Here is a 22,402-nt window from a genome sequence, read left to right as displayed (position 1 = left end):
CGCATGCCTGAAGAGGGCCTCGCCCAGGCGTTCGGCGTCATCGAAGCGGCGCGCGCGAAGATCAACCTCGCTTTGCATGTGACGGGCCAGCGAGCAGATGGCTATCATCTGCTCGATATGCTGGTGACCTTCGCCGATTGCGGCGACCGGCTGGGCTTCCTGCCCTCACAAGCCGACGCCTTCACCCTGTCGGGCCGTTTCGGCGAGACGCTTGCCGGCGATGGCGGCACCAATCTGGTGCTGCAGGCCCGCGATCTCCTGCGCGAGGCGGTCGGCGCCCTCGCCTTCCCTGTCCATATCCACCTGGAAAAGAACCTGCCTGTTGCCTCCGGCATCGGCGGCGGCTCGGCCGATGCGGCCGCGGCGCTGCGCGGGCTGATGCGGCTCTGGGGCATGAGCCTACCAGTGGAAGCGCTTGCCGGCCTCGCCCTGAAGCTCGGCGCCGACGTGCCGATGTGTCTTGAAAGCCGGCCGCTGATTGCCCGCGGCATCGGCGAACAGATCGAAGCCGTGCCTGATCTGCCGGCCTTTGCCATGGTGCTCGCCAATCCGTTGAAAGGTGTGTCGACACCCGAGGTTTTTCGTCGGCTGGCGGCAAAGGACAATCCGGCTCTGAGCCTCGCTCCGGCTCTTGCCGGCAGTGCCGATTGGCTTGAAGTGATTGCTGCTGCCCGCAACGACCTGGAGCCGCCGGCGCGCGCAATCGTGCCGGAGATTGCGGAGATCGCGGCGATGCTGCAGGCGCGCGGCGCGCTGCTGACCCGCATGTCCGGCTCCGGCGCCACCTGTTTCGGCATTTTTGCGACCATGGCGGCGGCACAAGAGACGGCGGCAGCTCTTCACGACGAGCGGCCCGACTGGTATGTCCAGGCGACGGAAACGGTTTCGGGAGGCAGGTGATGGCAGGTCTGGACGAAAAGCGGCCCTTCATCGCCGTCGGCATTGCGATCCTCACCGTCTCGGATACGCGCACGCCGGAGACGGACAAATCAGGCGACACACTGGCGGCGCGGATCGCCGAAGCAGGCCACCGGCTGGTCGACCGGGCGATCGTGCCCGATGATCGCGAGAAAATCGCCGCACGGGTGAAGGCCTGGACCGAGCGCGATGAGATCGACGTCGTCATCACCACAGGCGGCACCGGATTTACCGGCCGCGATGTGACGCCCGAGGCGCTGGAGCCTTTGTTCGAAAAGCGCATGGACGGCTTTTCCGCCGTCTTCCACCGTATTTCCTATGAGAAGATCGGCACGGCGACGATCCAGTCGCGCGCCACGGCGGGCGTTGCCAACGCCACCTTCATCTTTGCGCTGCCGGGCTCGCCCGGCGCCTGCCGGGATGCCTGGGACGGCATCCTGAAAGGACAGCTCGACTACCGCAGCGTTCCCTGCAATTTCGTCGAGATCATGCCGCGTCTGGACGAGCACCTGAAACGCGGCGCCAAACCATAGGCTGCCTGCCGCCGGCGTCGGCTATGTGGCAAGGCCCGGCAGAGCCGGCATCGTTTCCCAGCTGTCACCCGACAGCAGGATGCAGCTGATGCCGTTAACACCCGTGACGACGAGCGTCCAGGTTCCGCTTTCGGCGGCATAGACCTCGAGAACGGCGTTCTGGTTGACCAGTCCAACCGCTGTCAGCTTTTCAGCAAAATTCCTGTCGAGGAAATTGACGACATCGGATCGGCCTGCGCAACTGAGCATCGTCTGCGATGCTGCCGAATGCGGATGCGCGATCACCAATGTCGGCAATATGACGGCCAGCAGGCCGTAGACCATATTGCGTACGCCGTAGATCCTACCGCGTGTCATGACGCACCTCCTTTCGCCGGGAACCCGGCAGAAGAGGAGATTGTCGCCGACCTGATCTGCCGTCCACCGGCATTCCATGGCCATCCGTTGCGAAGCGCGGCGCTTCGACGGCGCCATGGTGAATTATAGCGCGAAATCCTATTGGGCGCCATCTTTTGCACGATGGTGGAAGGGTGCGATCGCCGCGAAAGAACCCCTCCCCACAAGGGGGAGGGGCTAGGCGCGGCACCGCCCCACGACAAACATCAACGATTCTGCGGATGAGACGGTGAAAGGGATAGCGTCAGCGCGGCATTATAGCCCCTCCCCCTTGTGGGGAGGGGTTGGGGAGGGGTTTTTGGGCGGTGGAAACCGGCCAGCCGTGGATGACCGAGAGCTTACCGCGCCGCGCGTGCCACCCAGGAGGGAATCAGTTCGCTGGCGAGCTTGCGCGGCTTCTGGCCCTTGGCGAATTCGGCAAGGGCCATGCCGCTTCTGGCAGTGGCCAGCGCCTGGATCTTCGGCATCAGCAGACCGAGCTCCAGCGGCGGCACGGCGCGGCCGAAGCGCTTGAGAAACGGACGCCGGTAGCCGCGCGAGGCGGTGAAGCGCGCCGGCAGCTTGTTGAGCGCGATATATTCGGCAATCTCGTCGATCCAGCCGGCCTGAGGCCGGGCGCCCGGCTCGACGAAGAGCAGCCATTCGCCGCGGGCCGAGCGAACGATGTCCTTGATATCCCATCGCGAATGAAAACGGCAGCCGGCGGCGTCGGCGACCCGCGAGGTGCCGTCCTGCGAGCCGTGATCGAGCACGATCACATCGCTGACAAGCCCCTCCACGGCACCTGCCACCAATACCGATAAAGTCTGGGCCAGCTCAGATTCCTGATCCTGACATTCGAGAACAACCGTCAACATTGCTCATTCATAATGCGCCGCACAAATTTTTGCCAGCGGCGTTTTCCGCATTTTGTTCTTGCATTGTTCTTGCTTTGCGGATAGGAATTTAATCATCAAAACGGGCGGAAGCGATGGCTTTTGCCGCGGGAGAATCCGATGAGAGAGCAGTCCCTTGCAGGGCAGGCCGCATTCGCGCCTGCCAATACGGCAGATATTGCCGATGCGATGATCGTGTCCTCCGGTCTGAGGATCGAGGTCGATCGGCGACGCGGGCGTGGGGCGGGACTGAACCCGACGGGGCGGTTCGAGGCGCAGCAGCGCGAGACTTTCGACGACGGCTGGCAGACGCTGGAAGAGCTTCCGCCGTTCAAGACGGACGTGCAGATCGAGAAGCCGCGCACGGCCATCACCCGTAATGAATCGCCTGACATTGGCTTCGACCGCTCGATCAATCCCTATCGCGGCTGCGAGCATGGCTGCATCTATTGTTTCGCCCGGCCGACACACGCCTATATGGGGCTTTCGGCGGGGCTGGATTTCGAGACGAAGCTGTTTGCCAAGCCGGATGCGGCAAAGCTGCTGGAGCGGGAACTTGCCAAGCCGGGCTACAAGGTGCGGGCGATCGCGATCGGCACCAATACCGACCCCTATCAGCCGGTCGAGAAGGAGTGGCGCATCATGCGCGGCATTCTCGAGGTTTTGAACAAGGCGAACCATCCGGTCTCGATCGTCACCAAGTCGGCGATGATCCTGCGGGATCTCGACATTCTGCAGGAGATGGCGGCGAAGAACCTGGTGCGCGTCGGCATCTCCGTGACCACGCTTGACCGCAAGCTTGCCCGGACGATGGAGCCGCGCGCCGCCACGCCGCCGCGCCGGCTGGAGACCATTCACACGCTGTCGGAAGCGGGCATCCAGACGGCTGTGATGGCCGCGCCGCTGATCCCGGCGCTGAACGATCACGAGCTGGAGCGCATTCTCGAATCGGCCAAGGCCGCCGGCGCCGCCGAGGCGAGCTATGTCATCCTGAGGCTGCCGCTCGAAGTCAGCCCGCTCTTCCGCGACTGGCTGCTGCAGCACTATCCGGATCGCTACCGGCATGTGATGTCGCTGGTGCGCTCGATGCGCGGCGGCAAGGATTACGATGCCGAATTCGGCAAGCGCATGAAGGGCGCCGGTCCCTATGCCTGGCAGATCGCCCGCCGTTTCGAAATGGCCGCCAGGCGTTTCGGCCTGACGCGACGCGGCATGCCGCTGCGCGACGATCTGTTCGTGCCGCCGGATGGCAGCGGCGTGCAGCTGTCACTGCTTTAGGCTTTGTTCTTACGCAATTTTTGGCAAAAGCGCTTCGCGCTTTGCTCAGGGAAAACCGCAAAACACTTTTCCTGGAATTAATCTGACCTTTTACGCAATTCCGGACGGAAAATCGCAAGGCACTTTTCCTGGAATTGCTTGAAGCTTGCGCATCGGCTGCTCAGAAAAACCGCCCTGTTTTCGAGCCCCGAGCGCAATTCCCGCGGATGGCAATGACCGCCACCATCCGCCGGACCCGGTCCCCGACCGCCGCCCTGATCGGGGACTTGCGGGCAATCGGGTTGGCGTGCGAGGTTCAGCCGCATGAAACCTCGCACGCCACCCGATTCTCCCCAGCTTTTCCAAGCGGCTCCGCTGGTGCCGGATTTTCGGCTGGAACTCAAAGCCCGCAAGGCCGGCCATTGGCCGGTCGCCGGCGCCGACGAGGCAGGCCGCGGGCCGCTGGCCGGGCCGGTCGTCGCGGCCGCCGTCATCCTCGATCCGAAGCGCATCCCGGAGGGTCTGAACGATTCCAAGCAGCTTTCGGCGCAACGGCGCGAGGAACTGTTCGTGCAGATCCTGGCGACCGCCACCGTCTCCATCGCGTCCTCCAGCTCGACGCGGATCGACGAGACGGATATCCGCAAGGCGAGCCTCGACGCCATGCGTCGCGCCATCTGCAGCCTTGCCGTTCCGGCAAGTTATGTGCTGACCGACGGGCTCGACGTGCCGCCCGGCCTCGACTGCCCCGGACAGGCCGTGGTCAAGGGCGACGCCCGCTCGGTCTCGATCGCCGCCGCCTCGATCGTCGCCAAGGTGACACGCGACCGGATGATGGCGCGCGCGCATCATGTCTTTCCGGCTTACGGTTTTGCCGCCCATGTCGGCTACGGCACCGCGCAGCACCGCGCCGGCATCGAAAAGCTCGGCCCCTGCTCGCTGCACCGAATGAGTTTTCGGCCGCTGCGCAAGGTCGAGGACGATCCCGAGATGGACGAGCTGATTTCGGAATAGGTCTGGGCTTCAGACTGCCGAGAGCTACATAAGACCCCTCCCCAACCCCTCCCCACAAGGGGGAGGGGCTAACGTGCCGAACCGTTTTGCGTAACCCTTCATCGTAATTCATCGAACGGCAACAGCCAGCAAGAACTCGCCTTTTGGTCGCTGCCGGACATCACAGCATAGTCCCTCCCCCTTATGGGGAGGGGTTGGGGAGGGGTTTTCTCCTCAACTGGCGCACGGCTTGGAATAATAAACGGTCATCAACAAGAAAAGGCCGGGACATGCCCGGCCTCTTTCTATTCCATGCGACACCGCTCAGTTGAGCCGTGTCTTGACCTGGCCGACGGCGTTGCCGAAGAGCTCGGACTGAACCTTGGCGTCGGCCTGCTTGGCGAGCACCGTTTCGGCGGCGGCGATTGCGAGATCGACAGCAGCGGAACGTACCGCCTTCATCGCCTCGGCCTCGGCCTGCTTGATCTTCTGCTCGGAAAGCGCCGTGCGGTTGGCAACGAATTCTTCCGTCTTCTTCTTTGCTTCGGCGGTCAGCATTTCGGCTTCGCGCTCGGCTGCGGCAACGATATGGGCCGCTTCGGCTTCAGCTTCCTTGCGCTTGCGCTGGTATTCGGCGAGCAGGTGCTGGGCCTCCTCGCGCAGGCGCTTGGCTTCGGCCAATTCGTTGCGGATCTGGTCGGCGCGGTCGTCGAGCGACCTTGCCATCATGCCCGGAACCTTCAGGTAAACGACCAGCGCCAGGAAGAGGACGAGGCCAACAAAGGCGAAGAAAGTTGCGTCTAAGGCAAATTCCATCGATCAAGCCTCCTTCTTGGCGGCTGCAACAGCAGCGGCGACATCGGCCTTGGCGACGGTGCCGCCGATCAGTTGATCGACCACGGCAGCCGCGGTTTCCTCGGCAATGGTGCCGACGTCGGCGAAAGCCTTTGCCTTGATCTCGCCGATGCGGAGCTCGGCAGCCTTGATCTTTTCCGACAGGCTCGCCTCGACAGCGCGGCGATCCTCTTCGGCCTTGACCTTCGCGGCGTCGCGTGCGGCGGAGCCGATCGCATTGGATTTGGCGCGGGCGGCGGCCAATTCACCTTCATAGGTCTGGACGGCAGCGTCGGCTTCCGCCTTCAGGCGGCCCGCTTCTTCCAGATCCTGGGAAATGCGCGTGTGACGCTGATCAAGGATTGCTCCGATGCGCGGCGCGATGACCTTTTGCATGAGCAAATAGAAGACGCCGAAGGTGATCACCAGCCAGAGCAGCTGGGACGCAAAGGTCGTCGAATCGAAAGGCGGGAAAGGGCCGCGGGCGTGTCCGCCTTCGGCAACACCGGTCTCGGTATGGACCTCGCCTGCGGCCGGAGCGGCATGCGCATCCGTACCCGTCGCTGCCGCCGGTGCTTCTTCAGCGTAAGCCGGGGTCACAAAAAACATTCTCACCTCCAGGTGGACTGCAAATGCAAAGGATCACGGCTTGCGGTGGCAGGCCGTGATCCATCTATTCGCCGATATCAGACGGCGAAGAGGAGGAGGAGAGCGATGAGCAGCGAGAAGATGCCCAGAGCTTCCGTAACGGCGAAGCCGAATACCAGACGGCCGAACTGGCTGTCAGCGGCAGACGGGTTGCGCAGTGCGCCGGAGAGGTAGCTGCCGAAAATATTGCCGAGGCCGAGAGCCGTACCGGCCATACCAAAGCAAGCCAGGCCTGCACCGATGTACTTTGCTGCTTCCGCTTCCATGTTGAACTCCTTTGAAATGGTTGTTGCGGCGAATGACTGACGCCCTGGAGACGTCGATGTCGTTATCCTTAGTGCCCGCCCGGATGGATTGCGTCGTTGAGGTACATGCAAGTCAGTACCGCAAAGACATAAGCCTGGAGGAAGGCGACGAGGAACTCGAGACCGGTCAGGGCGACGGTCATGATGAGGGGAAGAACGGCGCCGCCGATGCCGAGAGCACCCAGGGTTCCGAGCGAGGCGACGAAGCCTGCGAACACCTTGAGGGTAATGTGACCGGCGAGCATGTTGGCGAAGAGACGAACCGAGAGTGAAATCGGACGCGACAGGAAGGAGATGATTTCGATCGCCACCACCAGCGGCAGCAGCGCGCCCGGCACGCCGTGCGGCACGAAGAGATTGAGGAAGCCGAAGCCATGCTTATAAAAGCCGTAGACGACGACGGTGCCGATGACGAGCAAAGCAAGGGCGAAGGTCACGATGATCTGGCTGGTCACCGTGAAGAAATACGGGAACATGCCGAGCAGGTTCGCCGTCAGCACGAACATGAAGAGCGAGAAGACCAGCGGGAAGAATTTCATTCCCTGCTTGCCGGCGCCTTCCTTCAGCATGTTGGCGATGAATTCATAGGACATTTCCGCGACCGACTGCGAACGGCCCGGCACGATGGCGCGGTTCGAGGTGGCGAAATAAAGGAAGCCGACGGCAACGGCAGCCGAAGCGGCCATGAAGAGCGATGCGTTGGTGAACGAAAAATCAATTCCGCCGATTTCGATCGGCACAATCTTATGGATCAGGAACTGATGAGTCGGATCGTTAGACACCGCTTGTTCTCTCTCTTTGGCCCGCAGGACGCGGGGTCATTGCACTGGACCGGGAACCGGTCCTTATTTCTTGTCGCCCTTGTCGTCCAGGGGATGGGCCACCACCCCCGCAGAACGCAGCACGTTCAGAACGCCGGCACAGAATCCGAGAAGCAGAAGAACAATCATCCCCCAAGGCGCCGTGCCAACAAAACGGTCGAAGACATAGCCAAGGACGGCACCGACGACGATGGCGGAAATGAACTCGCTGGAAAGCTTCATCGCCTGGGCATAACCTTTGCGGCTTACCTCGGAACGAGCTTCACTTGCCTCTTCCACTTTCGCCTCGACACGCTTGGTCGCGAGTTTCGCTTCCAGTTGCGCACGGCGCTTCTCAAGACTTTCTTCGCGGTCATCCGCCATGGATCTCTCCTCGCCTGCCCGTCGCCCGCACTCCCGCTACCCCGGTCATTCGGACACCGGACGCGAAGGTTGAAACCCTTCCGGCCCGTTCTGAAGTCGCGCGCAACATAGTTTTAGGGATTGGTATAGTCAAGGCGTAGACAGTTTCTGTCCAGCCAGAAAATAATCGCGTTAAATCAAATAGATAGGCTTATTTATGGCCGATCTCTTAAATTCGATGGAAAGAATCCGCTTTTATGCCCGGCAAATCGGCTTGCCCAAGCGATTTATCTCAGCTCCAGCCGCCGCCATAAGTGCGATAGAAGACATGAAGACCGATGCGGCCGACCTTTTCCATGGTCTTTGCCCATTTCGGCCTGACATAGACGGCATGGTAGTGAGTCGCCGAGCCCACCTGCGGCAGCCAGATCTTGCCTGATGTCACCGCCATCGCCACATCGCGGGCCATCCGCCAGTGATATTGCGAGTTCACCCTGTCCTTGATGCTGTCGCAGACAAAGGAGAACTGGCAGCGGTTGCGCCAATCCTCGTTCTGGTAGACGACGCCGCAGATGGTCTTGGGATAGGCGGGATTGCGGACGCGGTTGAGGATCACCTGGGCGACGGCCGCCTGGCCCTTCACCGATTCTCCCCGCGCCTCGAAATAGATGCCGGAGGCAAGGCACTGCTGTTCGCGGGCGGAAAAGACGCTCGGCGCCAATATGCTGGCGGCCCATGCATGGTCGCGCGGGCCGATCTCCGGAACGAAACGGCCGCTGTCCTGCTCGGTCAGGATCGAATCGAAGGGCGATTGGCGGGAATAGTCGGGTGCGGCCGGCCCGTAGGCAGTGGCCAGGATATCGGCCTTGTCGCTGGTGACGAGGCTTGCCAGCATTGCCGGCACGCCATTATCGGTCACCACAGGCTGCTTCTTATAGAAAGATGTGGCGATCGCGATTTCCTTGCCCTGGATCTTCGGCTTGACGAAGGCCGACCTGTCCTTGAGATCGAAGCTCGGGGTGAAGAGCATCTTCGTGCGTTCGAGGATCGAGCCGGCGGAAAAATCCTTCGGCGGCTGCATCTTCTCGACGGCGACGACTCGGCCTTTCTTGGCGCCGCGGTTGACGCGATCCTCGTCGGGCGTGTCCTCGTGGCCTTTTTCTTTGGCGGTGCCCTTGTCCATGGAAGAGAAAGCGATCTTGCGGCCATCGGGCAGCACCATGCCGGCGCCTGACGAGATCGAGCCCGTCACTTCAGGATCGAAAAAGGTCAGTTCGGCCTGATGGATGGAGCCGGCCGGCGAATTGGTCAGCACCATGCGCCAGTTCTCCCCCTCCCGATCGAGACCGGCCAGCATGGCGGCGAGATCGGCATGAGATGGGACGCTCGGGAAGATCAGCCAGCCGGCGAGCCCGAAGATAGCGGGCGACACCCAGTTCTCGGGAAGAAGACGCAGCTTGCTACGGGAAGAGCTCTTTCGACGCAACACCAACTCCGGGCATGGAACGCGGGAACATTCCATCGAAAATCTCGCATTAACCTTGACGTCGGGTTAACGGGGCGTGCCGGAATGTGGCTATGCGAAGTTTTGCATGTTCTAATGTGGCTGAAAAATGCCGGGTGTCTGCGCCCCTTGCAAAGTCCCCTCCCCAACCCCTCCCCACAAGGGGGAGGGACTTAGAGAGGCACCGTCGCATTCACGCCCGAAACGCTGAGATACTTGTGAAATGGGTGCGACTGGTTAAGCCCCTCCCCTTGTGGGGAGGGGTTTGGGGCGGGGCTTAAAGGACGGTGCAACCGCCCCCTCTTCCCACCCATCAAATAATCACATGCGACCCCAGTTCCACCACGCGGTTGGCCGGCAGGCGGAAGTAGTCCGAGGGATTGGCGGCGGCGTTGGCAAGCGCGATGTAAAGCCGATCCTGCCAGTAGGGCATGCCTGATTTGGCGTCCGGCACCAGCTTGCGGCGGCCGAGATAGAAGGAGGTCGACATGATGTCGAACTTCAGCCCCGTCTTGCGCAGCGTCGCCAGGGCCTGCGAGACATTCTGCGATTCCATGAAGCCGAACAGCAGTTCGACGCGGGCGAAGCGCTCGGAAATCTGCTCGACCTTGTAGCGGTCGTGGCTCGGCACGCGCGGCTTGTTGACGGTGCGGATCGTCAGGATGACGTTGCGGTCGTGAAGCACGTGGTTGTGCTTGAGATTGTGCAGCAAGGCGGCGGGGGCCGATTCCGGATCGCTGGTCAGGAAGATCGCGGTGCCCGGAACCTGGGCCGGCGAATGGTCGCTCTTGCGCTCGATCGCGCTGACGAAGGAAGGGAGCGGAATATCGGTGTGGCGGGTCTTTTCCATCAGGATCGCGCTGCCGCGGCGCCAGGTCCACATGACGACGGTAAAGGCGGTGGCGATCAGGATCGGGATGTAACCGCCGTCGTGGATCTTCAAAAGGTTGGCGCCGAGGAAGATCAGTTCGAGCACGACCAGCGGCGCAAGCGCGATCACCGCCACCGGAAGCGACCAGTTCCAGCGGGCGCGAACGAATTCGAAGGCCATGATCGACGTGACGACCATGGCACCGGTGACGGAAATGCCATAGGCGGTCGCCAGCGCATCCGACGTCTTGAAGCTCAGAACCAGGAAGATGACGCCGATGAACAGCACGGCATTGACCGAAGGCACGAAGATCTGCCCGGTATTGGTTTCCGAGGTGAAGAGGATTTCCATGCGCGGCAGGAAGCCGAGGTTGATGCCCTGGCGCACCAGTGAGAAGGCGCCGGTGATGACCGCCTGGCTGGCGATGATCGTCGCGGCGGTCGCCAGGATGACGACCGGCAGCAGCGCCCATTGCGGAAACATCAGATAAAAGGGATCCGACATCGTCGCCGGCTTGCCGAGCACGAGAGCGCCTTGCCCGAGATAGTTCAGCGTCAACGACGGAAACACCAGCGCAAACCAGGCCCATTGAATCGGGCGGCGGCCGAAATGGCCGAGATCGGCATAAAGCGCCTCCGCACCCGTCACCGTCAGGAAGACGGCGCCAAGCACGACGATACCGTAGAAACCTTCATGCAGCAGGAAGCTGACGGCATAGTAGGGGTTGAAGGCGGCAAGGATGCCGAAATCGTCCGAAATATGCGATATGCCGGCGGCGGCAATGACGATGAACCAGACCGCGGTGATCGGGCCGAAAAACCTGGCGACGGCGCCGGTGCCGCGCGACTGCACGACGAAGAGCAGCGCCAGGATCACCACCGAGATTGGCACGATATATTCCGAGAGCCTCGGTGTGACCAGCTTCAGACCTTCGACGGCAGAGAGCACCGACAGCGCCGGTGTGATCATCGCATCGCCGAGAAAGAGGGCAGCCCCCATCAGGCCGAGCAACATCAGGATCGCGGTATGGCCGTTGGCGGTCTTCATCAGAAGAGCAAGCAGCGACAGCGTGCCGCCCTCGCCCTCGTTGTCGGCGCGCAGCAGGAAGAGCACATATTTGATGGTGACGATGATCGTCAGCGCCCAGATCATCAGCGAAATCAGGCTGATGACCTCGAAGCGGGTGAGGCCGTCATGGGCCACGGGCTTCAGCGCCTCGCGAAAGGCATAGAGCGGGCTGGTGCCGATATCGCCGTAGACGACGCCGACGGAACCCAGCGTGAGATAGAACAGCTTTTTCGGCGTCATCTGGGATTCGTTCGGATGGCTCTCTTCGGACATGAAGTTGCAACAGGCTCCTCAGAGCCAGCCTTTCCAGCGGAAAAAGAAAAAAGGGATGACGGCTGATATTACCATCAGGGCCAGCGAATAGGGATAACCCGCAGCCCAGGCCAGCTCCGGCATGACCTGAAAATTCATGCCATAGACGGAGGCGACCAGTGTCGGCGGCAAGAACACCACCGAGGCGATCGAGAAGATCTTGATGATCGAATTCTGCTCGATGTTGATCAGACCGAGCGAAGCGTCGAGCAGGAAGGTGATGTTGCCGGCAACGAAGGCGGCATGCTCCGACAGCGACTGGATATCGCGCGAGAGGGTGCGGCAGAGTTCCTTCGTCTCGCGGTCCTGCTGGACCGCGGGGATCGTGTGAAAAAAGGTCAGCAGGCGAGACAGCGAACCAAGGCTGTCGCGCACCTTACTGATCATCCGGTGATAGCCGGCGATATCGCGCAGCTTCTCTTCGAGGTAGTTCGAGGGCTTACGCACCTTCTTCGCCCGGTCGCCGAAGACATGCGTCGACAAGATGTCGAGGCGTGAGACGGAGACTTCGAGGATCTCGGCGGTGCGGTCGACAATCGTCTCCAATAGCTTGGCGAGAAGGGCAGCGCCGCTGCGCCAGTTCTCCGGCAGCCGGTGAAGGGCGGCGATGAACAGCGCAAAGGATTTGGGATGGGCGTAGCGGATGGTGACCAGCCGGTTTCCGGCCAGGATGAAGGCGACATCGGTCAGCGTCGGGGCGTCGGTATCCGCCTTCCAGAGAAGCGAGGCGGTCATGAAGACGGCGTCGTTTTCGACATAGAGACGGGCGGAGGGCTCGATATCCTTGAGATCGTCACGGGTCGGAACCTCGATGCCGAGAACCTTCTCGACATACAGCTCCTCGTCGCGGCTCGGCTCGATCATGTCGATCCAGACGACATCCCCAGGGAAGGATGCGGGATGCGACAGATCGCGGATATCGACCGACCTGCAATTGGAACAATAAGCGGTGATCACCGGCAGCCTTTCCATGCGGCCGAAAGCGCGGCAATGCGAGGCTCGCTCGTCCCAGGTTCCAACGGAAGCGGATCAAAAAAGCTCATACAACTCCGGCTGCATCCAACCTTGAAGGCCGGCATGCGCATTGTGCTCCACCGCATCGCAGCGATCAATCCTTCGATCGACAAGACAACTCCGAACTTGCAGGCGGGCCGAAATCTTCCAAACGAAGACGGCCGTCATTGAGCATCTGCAGCAAACGCCATCATGGCGCCGCGGCATATGCAGCAAAGCCGTGAAATAATCAAGACATCTTCCGTGAACCGCGGCTTTTCACCACGTTTGCCTCACAATTTGAGGTATCGACAATCGTGATTCGGCCGCTGCATGCGTCGCTCGGAACTGCCGCACCGTTCCGGATGACGTGGCTTATTCGAAGACGATCGTCGGTGCCGGCCGTTGGGTTTGGCCGCCCAGCTGTTCCCAGACCTTGGCGGCGATGCCGCGATAGATGCCGGCGACGACGCCGTTCGGCTCGGAGGCGACGAGCGGCGTGCCGGCGTCGGAGGTTTCGCGGATGTTCATTGTCAGCGGCACTTCGCCGAGGAAGGGCACGCCGATGCGCTCGGCCTCCTTGCGGGCGCCGCCATGGCCGAAGATATCGTAGCGGGTGCCGGTGTCAGGCGCGATGAAATAGCTCATATTCTCGACGATGCCGAGCACCGGCACCTCGACCTTGCGGAACATGTTGAGGCCCTTGCGGGCATCGATCAGGGCGAGGTCCTGCGGCGTCGAGACGATGACGGCGCCGGCAAGCGGCACCTGCTGGGCCATGGTCAGCTGCGCGTCGCCGGTGCCGGGCGGCATGTCGACGACCAGCACGTCGAGTTCGCCCCAGGCGACTTCACGCAGCATCTGCAAGAGCGCCGACTGAACCATCGGCCCGCGCCAGATCATCGCCGTCTCCTCGTCGACGAGGAAGCCCATCGACATGACCTTGAGGCCGTAATTCTCCATCGGATTGATGATGCGGCCATCGATCTGGGTCGGGCGGCCTGAAATTTTCAAGAGCCGCGGCATCGAGGGACCATAGATATCGGCGTCGAGAATGCCGACGCGAAGACCGTTGGCGAGCAGGCCGAGCGCCAGGTTGACGGCAGTGGTCGACTTGCCGACCCCGCCCTTGCCCGAGGCGACGGCGATGATGGCGCCGATGCCGGGAACGCCGATCTTGCCGGCCCGCGGCGGCTGTTGCGGGGCATGGGCGTGGCTACCGTGATCATGTTGATGATCGTGGCCAGCATGGCCGTGCGGCGGGTTCGGCACCGGGCGGGCGGCCGGAGCGGCGGCGGCGGCTTTCTTGTCTGCGGTCAGCGCGACGAGCGCGCCCTTGACGCCAGGCATGGCCTTGACGACGCGCTCGGCCGCGAGCCGCATCGGTTCGAGCTCCTTGGCGCGATCGGCCGGAACGGTGATGGAGAAATAAACCTTGCCGTCGGAGATGAAGACATCGGAAACCATGCCGAGCTCGACGATATCGTGCTCGAGATCCGGTCCACGCACAGTCTTCAGCGTTTCGAGAACCTGTTCCTTGGTGACGTCGGTCATTCCACCCTCACTGCTTCTTCTTGCAGACCAGAGCGCCGCGCGTCTTTCAAGACGCGCAAGGAGCGCTGTAGCACTTTGAATTGCTGCATGATTTCAGCCTTCATCGATTCCGATCAAGACTGAAATCATGCAGTAGAGATAGTGGAGACGGACGCCTTCGCCAAACAAAATCATCGGCGGGGAAACCGATTTGCCGGCTTGCAAAAAGCGCCGGGGAGAACGGGCAATCCGTTGCGGCCATCAAGTCCGCCGGGCTTTCGCCCTGATGGCCGCAACGGTCTCCCCGAGAACCGGCGCAATCCGGGGCGAACTAGCGCAAGCCGACAAAAAGGCCAGCGAAAAATTAAGAGGAAAGGCCAAATCGCGGGCATCCGTGCAAGAGGCGGTGCCAAAACGCAACAACCGCTGCCGACACCGAAGGCTTGGGAAAGCGGCATCGGCGTCGGACAGCAGTGCGCGGCCGCGCCATTTCCTGGCGCTGGTCCAAGTCCCCTCTGGGCCTTTGTCAAAAGAGAAGCAGAAAGCGTGCCAGACGGAAAATTGGCGGAAATGGCACAAATGCGGGCCGGGACGGCCGCGAGCGGCAAGCATATGCCCAAGCGCTGGGCGCCCGGCGAAAACCCGCCACGCCTTCTGCATCTTATTTGATCAGGCCGATGCGCAGCGCCTTGGCCACCGCCTGCGTCCGGTTGACCGTATCGAGCTTCTTGGTGGCGCGGTTGAGGTAATGATTGACCGTGTGCTCGGAGAGGGTGAGAATTTCGGCGATTTCGGCACTGGTCTTGCCGGCCGCCGTCCAGTTGAGGCAATCGATTTCCCGGTCGGTCAGCGTGTCCGTGATGCGGGTATCGAGGTTGCGGATCTCGGCGAGCCTGTCATAGACATGGATGGAGATATAGCAGAGCTCGCGCATCTCAGCTGGGCTGAAGGGCTCGCGGTCGCCGGCGAAAGAGATGGCGCCGCGCACGCCGGATGGCTCATGCGTCGGGAAATAGGCGCCGCGCATCATCCTGAAACGTTCGAACAGCGAGGCGACGAGCACCGACTTGCCATCGTCCCGCGACCAGTTCTCGCGCGACATGTCATAGAAGAAGGGCCGCGCGGAGGTTCTCAGCCGCCTCAGAACCGGGCTGTTGACCAGCAGGCTCTCCTGGTCGTAGAGCGCCAGAAGCTCAGCCGGCCAACTGGTGATGACGGTGCTGCCCTGGATATCCAGAGAGGTGATCGGCGGCAGGTTGAGAACCAGGAAGGCGCGGCTGCGATAGGCTTCCGTCACGCGTTTCAGGAACCGGAAAATATCGAACTGGGTCTTCAGGCCGGCTATTTCCTGGATATAGTCGTCGTCTTCCGGGGATGTTTGCGACAAGGGTGCCATCACATTTCTTCATCTTCGGCGCAACGGCCGGCTCGATTGCATCGGGGAATGACGATCGCTGGTTGGATCACACGGAGTCGGCCTCGGCATACAGCGTTCGGCCGGCAGGTGGTTAATCGATTTCGCGGACTATTTGCAGTTGTCGTGATTCGCCGGCAAATCTCAATATCGCCCTTATCATAAGCATGCTCCCTGATTGCATTAGCGGCGCGGGCCCAGCCGGATGCGCATGCCTTCCATGATCCTCCCAGCTGCCAGCTGAACTGGAACGGCCCATTGGCGTAGAAGTTCCATCGACAGACGATAGGCCGGGCCGGTAATCGAAATGCCACCAATAAAGGTCCGATCCTGCGACCAGACGGGGGCAGCGACGCAGCGGATGCCGGCTTCGTGCTCCTCGCGGTCGAAGGCATAGCCCTGATCGGCGATCTCGCGGATTTCGGCAAGCAGCGATTCGCCCGAGGCATGGGTCGAGGCGGTAAAGCTGGTGAAGTTGATGCCGGCGAGGAGATCGGCGAGGAGATCAGGCGGAAGCAGCGAAAGGGCGGCCTTGCCGACGCCGGTGCAGTAACAGGGCGAGGCATTGCCGATCTGCGAATACATCCGCACCGGCTGACGGCCGTCGACCTTGTCGAGATAGATGATCGACTGGCCCCTCAAAACACCGAGATGCACCGTCTCGCCGGTCGCCTGCTGCAGCTCGGCGAGGTGCGGCTCGGCAATCAGGCGGAATTCGTTGCGCGCCCAGCTGCGCGCAGCAAAATCGAGCAGGCGCAGGCCCGGCGCATAACGGCCGTCGCCATCAAGCTCAAGCAGCCCTTCCTCCACCAGATGGCTCAACTGGCGATGCAATGTCCCGCGCGGCTGGCCGGCACGAGCCAGGATATCGGTGAAACGCAGCGGTGCCTCCGCATGGGTGACGAGATCGAGCAGAACCATCAGTTTGCCGAGCGTGCCGGTCTCGCGCGTCTGCGCCATGCTTTCGCTATTTGAAGTCATCATCTCGTCCGCCCTTGACAGCAAGGTCAGCATAATTCGATAATTCCATATAGTCAAATTAAGTTCCATATAATGGAACAAATTGAATATCAAAGGGCGACTGCGATGTCGGCACAATTTCCGGAGTTCAGAGACCGAACCGTACTGGTAACCGGCGGCGGATCGGGCATCGGCGCTGCGATCGTCGAAGGCTTCGCGCGCCAGGGCGCCAAGGTCTCGTTCATCGACATCGCCGAGGCGGCCGGCCGCGCGCTTGCCGAGAGGCTGTCGCCGGAGACGGCGCATCCGGTCTCCTTCCACCATGCCGACCTGCGCGACATCGAGGCGATCCGGCGCACGGTCGATACCGTCGTTGCCAACTCCGGGCCGATCCGCGTGCTCGTCAACAATGCCGCCTGGGACGACCGCCATGAATTCGACGCGGTGACCGAGGCCTACTGGGACAACAACCAGGCGGTCAACCTGCGGCACGTCTTCTTCACCTCGCAGGCAGTGGCGCCATCGATGCGGGCGGCCGGCGGCGGGGCGATCATCAATATGTCGTCGATCGCTTTCAAGCTGAATATGGGCGGTTTTCCTGCCTATGCGGCGGCGAAGGCTGGAGTCGTCGGGCTGACCAAGAGCCTGGCCGGCCGGCTCGGGCCGGAGAATATCCGGGTCAACTGCATCCTGCCCGGCATGGTGCTCACCGAACGGCAAATGCAGCTGTGGCTGACCGAAGAGAGCATCGTGCGCTCGGTGGAGCAGCAATGCCTGAAGGTCGCCCTCAAGCCCGACGCGATCGTCGGTCCCTGCCTGTTTCTTGCATCCGACTGCGCGGCAGGAATGACCGCCCAGTCCCTGATTGTCGATGGAGGCATTTTGTAATGGCTAATCCCGCTTATGTCGCGGTGGACTGGGGCACCAGCAGCTTCCGGCTCTGGCTGATCGGCAGGGACGGCGGCATTCTTGCCGAACGCCGCAGCGGCGAAGGCATGACGAGTGCCGCAAAAACCGGCTTTTCCCAAGTGCTGTCAGGCCATCTCGCCGCCGTCGCGGCGCCGGAGAACCTGCCGGTGATCGTCTGCGGCATGGCCGGCGCCCGGCAGGGCTGGGTCGAGGCCGGTTATATCGACGTGCCGGCGCCGCTCACCTCGGTGCTGACGGCGGCGGTCTCCGTGCCGGGAGAAACCCGCGACATCCGCATCCTGCCGGGCCTTGCCCAGCGGGATAAGGCGACACCCGACGTCATGCGCGGCGAGGAAACCCAGCTTCTCGGCGCGCTCGGCACCGCAAGCTCGGGCGCCCAGGCGGTCTGCATGCCCGGCACCCATTCGAAGTGGGTGCATGTGGGCGACGGCAAGGTCACCGGCTTTTCGACCTTCATGACCGGCGAACTCTTCGACGTCATCAGCAAACACACGATCCTGTCGCATGCCGTTGCCGGCGCCGAGGAGCAGCCTGCTGATGCAGCCGCCTTCGAGGCGGCGGTATCGGCCGCTTTCCAGCGCCCGGCCCTTGCCTCCAATCTGCTGTTTACCGCCCGCTCGGGCCAGCTCCTGCACGGGATCTCGGCCGCATCAGCGCAAGCCCGGCTTTCCGGCACGCTGATCGGCCTCGAAATCGCCGGCGCGCTGCAGGATGCCGCCAACTCAGGCATCACCCTGGTCGCCTCAGGGCGCCTGCAGGCGCTCTACGAACAGGCCTTCAAAACCCTCTCCCTGACCTTCACCGCCATCGATGCGGACGCCGCCGTGCGCCGCGGGCTTTCGGCCGCCGCCGAAGCCATCTGGCCGAATTGAGAAAGCCGACACGATGAACCGTATCCCCTTCCCCGACATGAAACGCCCGCTGATCGCCATCCTTCGCGGCATCCGGCCCGACGAGACCGAGAGCGTTGTCGGCGCCCTGATCGACAACGGCCTGACGGCGATCGAGATCCCGCTGAATTCGCCGAAACCGTTCAAATCGATCGAGATCGCCGCAAAGATGGCGCCGGCCGAGGTGCTGATCGGCGCCGGCACGGTGCTGACAGTCGAGGCGGTCGATAGCCTGCATGCGGCCGGCGGCACACTGCTCGTCACGCCGAATGTCGAACCCGAGGTAATCATCCGGGCGCGCCAATACGGCATGGTGACAATGCCCGGCGTCTTCACCCCGACCGAGGCGCTGGCGGCCGCGCGCGCCGGCGCCACCGGTCTCAAATTCTTTCCGGCGAGCGTGCTCGGGCCCTCCGGTATCACGGCGATCCGGGCGATCCTGCCGCCGGAACTGACGATTGCCGCCGTCGGCGGCGTGTCGGACAAGAATTTCGGCGATTATACCAAGGCCGGCATCTTCGCCTTCGGCCTCGGCACCAGCCTCTACAAACCGGGAATGACCGCGGCAGAGGTTGCCGAGCGCGCCAAGGCGACCATTTACGCCTATGATGCAGCCATGGGAGCGTGAGCGTATGACCGATATCTACGAGTTCGAGGGCAAGACCCTTTGCAACACCAATTCCGTTCTCGGCGAAGGCCCGACCTATGATCCGGACAGCAACACCGTCTGGTGGTTCAACATCCTCGGCAAGGAGTTGCACGAGCTCAATCTTTCGACGGGCGCGAAAAAGGTGCATCCGCTGCCTGCCATGGCGAGCGTGCTTGCCCGTATCGACGCCGGACGGCAGCTGATCGCAACGGAGGAAGGGCTTTTCGTTCGCGATGTGGCGAGCGGCAACCTCACCTTCTACGCCGCGCTCGAAAACGACAAGCCGGAAAACCGCTCCAATGACGGCCGCACACATCCTTCCGGTGCGCTGTGGATCGGGACGATGAGCAAGCGGGCGGAAAACCAGGCCGGCGCCATCTATCATGTCGCCAGCGGCAAGGTGACGAAGATCTTCAACGGCATCAGCATCCCGAATTCGATCTGCTTCTCGCCTGACGGTACGATCGGCTATTATACCGACTCCCGCCTCAACCGGCTGATGCGCGTCATGGTCGATCCGCAGACCGGCCTGCCCACAGGCGAGCCGATCGTGCTGGTCGACAGCGCCAACGAGCCCGGCGACATCGACGGCTCGGTGGTCGATGCCGACGGTTATATCTGGAATTCGCGCTGGGGCGCCGGCGTCGTCGACCGTTACAACCCGGACGGGCTGCGCATCTCGCGCTACAAGGTTCCCGCCGTCCAGCCCTCCTGCCCCGCCTTCATCGGCGTCAATGCCGACCGGCTGGCGGTGACAACAGCCTGGGAGGGCCTCGATGAGGATGCCCGTTCTGCGCAGCCCAGCGCCGGCGCGCTGCTGGAACTCGGCATCGACGTCAAAGGCGTGTTCGATCCGGTCTATGTAATCTGACCGGGTGATTTGGCCGGGTGATCTTACCTTGCCTGCCAGCGGCCATTAGAGGCGCTCCCGACCGGGGCGCCTTTTCTCGTTCTGGTGGGGTTTGGCGATAAAAGTTCCGTGAAAATCGAGAAATTTTCCGTGTTTTCAACCGGAACCAATCGCCGCACCAGTCATTGTCCTTTCGAACCGGCGCGGCAATAACAGGAACATTGCCGGGTCAGCGACCACTCTAGGACATGAAGGTAGGTTCGAAATGACACGCAAACTCTTGACGACCGTTGCCGCTGGCGCGCTGTTTGCCACGGCTTTCGCACCGGCGGCATTCTCGCAGACGGCGCCGCAGCCGGCGGATCCAGCCGCGCCGACACAGGCAGCTCCTGCCGATCCGGCAGCCCCGAAGCCGCCGGTCACCCCTGACGTCACCAAACCCGCAGGCGATGCCGCACAGGCTCCGGCTCCGGCACCGACGGCAGACACGGCACAGGCCGGCTATATCACCGAGCAGGCTCCGGACCAGATCAGCGCCAACACCTATATCGGCCAATCGGTCTATAACGGCAACAATGAAAGCATCGGCAGCGTCAACGACCTGATCATGAAGAAGGATGGCGGCCTGGTTGCTGCGATCGTCGGCGTCGGCGGCTTCCTCGGCATCGGCGAAAAGAACGTCGCCGTGCCGATGGAGAAGATCACCGTCGCCCAGAATACCCAGGACGGCAGCGTCAAGCTGACGACCAGCGAAACGGCTGAATCGCTGAAGGCCGCACCTGAGTTCAAGACGCTGGCCATGCAGTCCGCCGAAAAGGCACCGGCTGCGACCGGCACCGATACCACGGCAACCGGCTCAACAACGCCTAAGTAGATTGGCGCCAACCAGGCTGGGGCCAAGCAAACCGCGCGCGCGGTAGTATAGCGTAGGCAATGGCGCTCCTAGGGGCGCCATCGCTTTATGCCGCGCCAAAGTTTAGGCGCTGACACGCTCCACCAAGCCCGGATCGTAGTAATTCTCGTGCAGGAAACGCAGCGTGGCGATGCCGTCGGCCGGGCGGCCGAAGTGATAGCCCTGGCCCATGCCGCAGCCGAGCGTGCGCAGTTTCACCGCTTCGGCATAATCCTCGATGCCCTCGGCCACGACTTCCAGCTCAAGGCCGTCGCACATGGTCAGGATCGCCTTGATGATGTGTTCGGAGGCGCGGTCGGAATTGATGCGGGAGACGAAGGCGCGGTCGATCTTGATCTTGTCGAAGATGAAGTCGCGCAGGCGCCCGAGGCTCGACTGGCCAGTGCCGAAATCATCGAGTGAAATGCGCACGCCGGCGGCGCGGAGGTCGGCGATGATGCGGTGGGCGGTATCGGCCGAACTCATCACCGCCGTCTCGGTAATTTCAAGCTCCAGGCGATGCGGATCGAAGCCGACGCGGCCGAGGATAGACAGCACGCTGCCGCTCGTGCCCGGGTCCATCAGCTGGGCCGAGGAGAGATTGAAGGACAGAAAGAGTTCGCGCGGCCAGGAGAGCGCTGCTTCCGCCGCCTTGCGCAGCAGCGCTTCCGACAGCGCATCGATGAAGCCGCGCTCTTCGGCGAGCGGCACGAAGACGCCGGGTGAGACGAAGCCCAGATCGGGATCGTTCCAGCGGGCAAGCGCCTCGAAGCCGACGACCTGATTGTTGGAGAGCGAGACGATCGGCTGGAAATGCACGTCGATCGCGTCCGATATGATGGCGTTTCTGAGCGCCTGCTCCAGCTGCGTCGCGCGCTTCATTTCCTGGGCGATCTCGCGCGAATAGACGGTAATCTGGCCGCGGCCGCGGCGCTTGGAACGGTAGAGCGCGGTTTCGGCGCTCTTCAGCAGTTCCTCGCAATCTTCTCCGGCGAAGGGGTAGATGGCAAAACCGAGGGAGGCAGAGAGACGTACATTACGGTCGCCGAGATCATAGGGGGCCGACAGCACTTCGCGGATCATCTGGCCGAATTTCTCGGCACTCGCCCGCTCGAAAATCAACGGCAGCACGAAGGCGAATTCATCGCCGTCATGGCGGGTGACCATTGCGCCATCGGGAATGCAGGCTCTGAGGCGATGAGCGACCTGGCAAAGAATTTCGTCGCCGGCGGCCGAGCCGAAGAGATCGTTGATCGGCTTGAAACTGTCGAGATTGGCGATGCCGATGGTGAAAGGGGCCGGATCGCTGGCGCGCTCGGAAGAGATCTGCAGGACTTTCTCCCGCATGCGATTGCGGTTACCCAATCCGGTCAGCGGATCGGTATAGGCCATTGCCTGAAGCTCATTCTGACCGACGGTCGAGAAAGCCATATCCGCCGATTTCATCATCCACCCGAGCTTTCCCGCGCCATGCAAAGAATGACCGGCATGTCTTAACAATTTGATAGTAAATCAGTAGGCATTGACGCTGAACCACCCCAGAATCGAGGAGTTGACGGCTGGTCCGGCTAAGGTCTTTGGTTTTCAGGCATGTCGTTCACCCGGAACCGCTGC

The 22,402-nt window shown here is 62.2% G+C and carries 23 protein-coding genes; 9 read left to right on the top strand and 14 right to left on the bottom strand.

Annotated features, from left to right (window positions below):
• The first annotated feature begins 3 nt into the window (after positions 1–3).
• Both AF337_RS36750 and moaB read left to right on the top strand, forming a co-directional pair.
• A complete protein-coding gene (locus tag AF337_RS36750) occupies positions 4–900 on the top strand; it encodes a 4-(cytidine 5'-diphospho)-2-C-methyl-D-erythritol kinase (RefSeq protein ID WP_049735976.1) in 897 nt (298 codons plus the stop codon).
• Positions 900–1,451, top strand: a complete 552-nt coding sequence (gene moaB, locus AF337_RS36745) for a molybdenum cofactor biosynthesis protein B (RefSeq protein ID WP_049735975.1) — start codon at positions 900–902, stop codon at positions 1,449–1,451. The genes AF337_RS36750 and moaB overlap by 1 nt, the downstream gene beginning before the upstream one ends.
• Before the next feature lie 21 nt (positions 1,452–1,472).
• Here the strand turns inward: moaB and AF337_RS36740 are convergent, their stop codons facing one another.
• On the bottom strand, positions 1,473–1,808 hold the full coding sequence (locus AF337_RS36740) for a hypothetical protein (RefSeq protein ID WP_049736044.1): 336 nt from the start codon (positions 1,806–1,808) through the stop codon (positions 1,473–1,475).
• A gap of 377 nt (positions 1,809–2,185) precedes the next feature.
• Positions 2,186–2,704 (bottom strand): glycosyltransferase family A protein, encoded by a 519-nt coding sequence (locus AF337_RS36735; RefSeq protein ID WP_049735974.1) that lies wholly within the window; start codon positions 2,702–2,704, stop codon positions 2,186–2,188.
• Between the two features lie 138 nt (positions 2,705–2,842).
• On the opposite strand from AF337_RS36735, the gene AF337_RS36730 reads away from it, so the two are divergent.
• Both AF337_RS36730 and AF337_RS36725 read left to right on the top strand, forming a co-directional pair.
• Positions 2,843–4,000, top strand: a complete 1,158-nt coding sequence (locus AF337_RS36730) for a PA0069 family radical SAM protein (protein WP_049735973.1) — start codon at positions 2,843–2,845, stop codon at positions 3,998–4,000.
• Positions 4,001–4,303: 303 nt separating this feature from the next.
• Positions 4,304–4,993, top strand: coding sequence for a ribonuclease HII (locus AF337_RS36725; RefSeq protein WP_049735972.1), 690 nt, complete (start codon positions 4,304–4,306; stop codon positions 4,991–4,993).
• Between the two features lie 303 nt (positions 4,994–5,296).
• Here AF337_RS36725 and AF337_RS36720 read toward each other — a convergent pair whose 3' ends face one another.
• The 11 genes from AF337_RS36720 to AF337_RS36665 form a co-directional block, all read right to left on the bottom strand.
• Positions 5,297–5,788 (bottom strand): F0F1 ATP synthase subunit B, encoded by a 492-nt coding sequence (locus AF337_RS36720; RefSeq protein ID WP_049735971.1) that lies wholly within the window; start codon positions 5,786–5,788, stop codon positions 5,297–5,299.
• A gap of 3 nt (positions 5,789–5,791) precedes the next feature.
• A complete protein-coding gene (locus AF337_RS36715; RefSeq protein ID WP_049735970.1) occupies positions 5,792–6,415 on the bottom strand; it encodes a F0F1 ATP synthase subunit B in 624 nt (207 codons plus the stop codon).
• 77 nt (positions 6,416–6,492) lie between these two features.
• Positions 6,493–6,720: a F0F1 ATP synthase subunit C gene (locus AF337_RS36710; protein ID WP_007632966.1), complete on the bottom strand. Its 228-nt coding sequence runs from the start codon at positions 6,718–6,720 to the stop codon at positions 6,493–6,495.
• 68 nt (positions 6,721–6,788) lie between these two features.
• Positions 6,789–7,541: a F0F1 ATP synthase subunit A gene (locus AF337_RS36705; RefSeq protein ID WP_049735969.1), complete on the bottom strand. Its 753-nt coding sequence runs from the start codon at positions 7,539–7,541 to the stop codon at positions 6,789–6,791.
• A 63-nt stretch (positions 7,542–7,604) separates the two neighbouring features.
• Complete coding sequence (locus AF337_RS36700; RefSeq protein WP_049735968.1) at positions 7,605–7,943, bottom strand: AtpZ/AtpI family protein; 339 nt, start codon at positions 7,941–7,943, stop codon at positions 7,605–7,607.
• Positions 7,944–8,214: 271 nt separating this feature from the next.
• Positions 8,215–9,444, bottom strand: coding sequence for a cell wall hydrolase (locus AF337_RS36695; protein ID WP_049735967.1), 1,230 nt, complete (start codon positions 9,442–9,444; stop codon positions 8,215–8,217).
• A 295-nt stretch (positions 9,445–9,739) separates the two neighbouring features.
• Positions 9,740–11,638, bottom strand: coding sequence for a potassium transporter Kup (locus AF337_RS36690; RefSeq protein ID WP_049735966.1), 1,899 nt, complete (start codon positions 11,636–11,638; stop codon positions 9,740–9,742).
• Between the two features lie 18 nt (positions 11,639–11,656).
• Positions 11,657–12,634 carry a magnesium transporter CorA family protein gene (locus AF337_RS36685; RefSeq protein WP_049736043.1) on the bottom strand — a complete coding sequence of 326 codons (978 nt, stop codon included), beginning with the start codon at positions 12,632–12,634 and terminating at the stop codon, positions 11,657–11,659.
• A 411-nt stretch (positions 12,635–13,045) separates the two neighbouring features.
• Positions 13,046–14,224: an Mrp/NBP35 family ATP-binding protein gene (locus tag AF337_RS36675; protein ID WP_049735965.1), complete on the bottom strand. Its 1,179-nt coding sequence runs from the start codon at positions 14,222–14,224 to the stop codon at positions 13,046–13,048.
• A 640-nt stretch (positions 14,225–14,864) separates the two neighbouring features.
• Positions 14,865–15,599, bottom strand: a complete 735-nt coding sequence (locus tag AF337_RS36670; RefSeq protein ID WP_049735964.1) for a LuxR family transcriptional regulator — start codon at positions 15,597–15,599, stop codon at positions 14,865–14,867.
• 201 nt (positions 15,600–15,800) lie between these two features.
• Complete coding sequence (locus tag AF337_RS36665; RefSeq protein WP_425287915.1) at positions 15,801–16,631, bottom strand: IclR family transcriptional regulator; 831 nt, start codon at positions 16,629–16,631, stop codon at positions 15,801–15,803.
• A 72-nt stretch (positions 16,632–16,703) separates the two neighbouring features.
• Here AF337_RS36665 and AF337_RS36660 point away from each other — a divergent pair, with 72 nt between their 5' ends.
• From AF337_RS36660 to AF337_RS36640, 5 genes are all read left to right on the top strand, one after another.
• The gene (locus AF337_RS36660) at positions 16,704–17,465 is read left to right on the top strand and encodes an SDR family NAD(P)-dependent oxidoreductase (RefSeq protein WP_049735963.1); all 762 of its coding nucleotides are present in this window, start codon (positions 16,704–16,706) and stop codon (positions 17,463–17,465) included.
• Positions 17,465–18,379, top strand: a complete 915-nt coding sequence (locus AF337_RS36655) for a 2-dehydro-3-deoxygalactonokinase (protein WP_049735962.1) — start codon at positions 17,465–17,467, stop codon at positions 18,377–18,379. The genes AF337_RS36660 and AF337_RS36655 overlap by 1 nt, the downstream gene beginning before the upstream one ends.
• A 13-nt stretch (positions 18,380–18,392) precedes the next feature.
• The gene (locus AF337_RS36650) at positions 18,393–19,025 is read left to right on the top strand and encodes a 2-dehydro-3-deoxy-6-phosphogalactonate aldolase (RefSeq protein WP_049735961.1); all 633 of its coding nucleotides are present in this window, start codon (positions 18,393–18,395) and stop codon (positions 19,023–19,025) included.
• A gap of 4 nt (positions 19,026–19,029) precedes the next feature.
• On the top strand, positions 19,030–19,917 hold the full coding sequence (locus AF337_RS36645; RefSeq protein ID WP_049735960.1) for an SMP-30/gluconolactonase/LRE family protein: 888 nt from the start codon (positions 19,030–19,032) through the stop codon (positions 19,915–19,917).
• A gap of 244 nt (positions 19,918–20,161) precedes the next feature.
• The gene (locus AF337_RS36640) at positions 20,162–20,770 is read left to right on the top strand and encodes a PRC-barrel domain-containing protein (RefSeq protein ID WP_049735959.1); all 609 of its coding nucleotides are present in this window, start codon (positions 20,162–20,164) and stop codon (positions 20,768–20,770) included.
• A 102-nt stretch (positions 20,771–20,872) separates the two neighbouring features.
• Here AF337_RS36640 and AF337_RS36635 read toward each other — a convergent pair whose 3' ends face one another.
• Positions 20,873–22,237 (bottom strand): putative bifunctional diguanylate cyclase/phosphodiesterase, encoded by a 1,365-nt coding sequence (locus tag AF337_RS36635; protein WP_049735958.1) that lies wholly within the window; start codon positions 22,235–22,237, stop codon positions 20,873–20,875.
• Positions 22,238–22,402: the final 165 nt, after the last annotated feature.

It is taken from the genome of Rhizobium ecuadorense (genome assembly GCF_001187535.1).
In the GTDB taxonomy this organism is placed as follows: Bacteria; Pseudomonadota; Alphaproteobacteria; order Rhizobiales; family Rhizobiaceae; genus Rhizobium; species Rhizobium ecuadorense.
This window is presented reverse-complemented; position numbering and strand designations above follow the sequence as displayed.

Bases quoted from the DNA above. Each gene is read 5' to 3' on its own strand.
- AF337_RS36675 (WP_049735965.1), bottom strand. From the start codon at position 14,224: ATGACCGACGTCACCAAGGAACAGGTTCTCGAAACGCTGAAGACTGTG.
- AF337_RS36700 (WP_049735968.1), bottom strand. From the start codon at position 7,943: ATGGCGGATGACCGCGAAGAAAGTCTTGAGAAGCGCCGTGCGCAACTG.
- AF337_RS36750 (WP_049735976.1), top strand. From the start codon at position 4: ATGCCTGAAGAGGGCCTCGCCCAGGCGTTCGGCGTCATCGAAGCGGCG.
- AF337_RS36710 (WP_007632966.1), bottom strand. From the start codon at position 6,720: ATGGAAGCGGAAGCAGCAAAGTACATCGGTGCAGGCCTGGCTTGCTTT.
- AF337_RS36665 (WP_425287915.1), bottom strand. From the start codon at position 16,631: ATGCTGACCTTGCTGTCAAGGGCGGACGAGATGATGACTTCAAATAGC.
- AF337_RS36650 (WP_049735961.1), top strand. From the start codon at position 18,393: ATGAACCGTATCCCCTTCCCCGACATGAAACGCCCGCTGATCGCCATC.
- AF337_RS36695 (WP_049735967.1), bottom strand. From the start codon at position 9,444: ATGGAATGTTCCCGCGTTCCATGCCCGGAGTTGGTGTTGCGTCGAAAG.
- AF337_RS36670 (WP_049735964.1), bottom strand. From the start codon at position 15,599: ATGGCACCCTTGTCGCAAACATCCCCGGAAGACGACGACTATATCCAG.
- AF337_RS36720 (WP_049735971.1), bottom strand. From the start codon at position 5,788: ATGGAATTTGCCTTAGACGCAACTTTCTTCGCCTTTGTTGGCCTCGTC.
- moaB (WP_049735975.1), top strand. From the start codon at position 900: ATGGCAGGTCTGGACGAAAAGCGGCCCTTCATCGCCGTCGGCATTGCG.
- AF337_RS36725 (WP_049735972.1), top strand. From the start codon at position 4,304: ATGAAACCTCGCACGCCACCCGATTCTCCCCAGCTTTTCCAAGCGGCT.
- AF337_RS36690 (WP_049735966.1), bottom strand. From the start codon at position 11,638: ATGTCCGAAGAGAGCCATCCGAACGAATCCCAGATGACGCCGAAAAAG.
- AF337_RS36730 (WP_049735973.1), top strand. From the start codon at position 2,843: ATGAGAGAGCAGTCCCTTGCAGGGCAGGCCGCATTCGCGCCTGCCAAT.
- AF337_RS36635 (WP_049735958.1), bottom strand. From the start codon at position 22,237: ATGATGAAATCGGCGGATATGGCTTTCTCGACCGTCGGTCAGAATGAG.
- AF337_RS36655 (WP_049735962.1), top strand. From the start codon at position 17,465: ATGGCTAATCCCGCTTATGTCGCGGTGGACTGGGGCACCAGCAGCTTC.
- AF337_RS36740 (WP_049736044.1), bottom strand. From the start codon at position 1,808: ATGACACGCGGTAGGATCTACGGCGTACGCAATATGGTCTACGGCCTG.
- AF337_RS36645 (WP_049735960.1), top strand. From the start codon at position 19,030: ATGACCGATATCTACGAGTTCGAGGGCAAGACCCTTTGCAACACCAAT.
- AF337_RS36735 (WP_049735974.1), bottom strand. From the start codon at position 2,704: ATGTTGACGGTTGTTCTCGAATGTCAGGATCAGGAATCTGAGCTGGCC.
- AF337_RS36715 (WP_049735970.1), bottom strand. From the start codon at position 6,415: ATGTTTTTTGTGACCCCGGCTTACGCTGAAGAAGCACCGGCGGCAGCG.
- AF337_RS36640 (WP_049735959.1), top strand. From the start codon at position 20,162: ATGACACGCAAACTCTTGACGACCGTTGCCGCTGGCGCGCTGTTTGCC.
- AF337_RS36660 (WP_049735963.1), top strand. From the start codon at position 16,704: ATGTCGGCACAATTTCCGGAGTTCAGAGACCGAACCGTACTGGTAACC.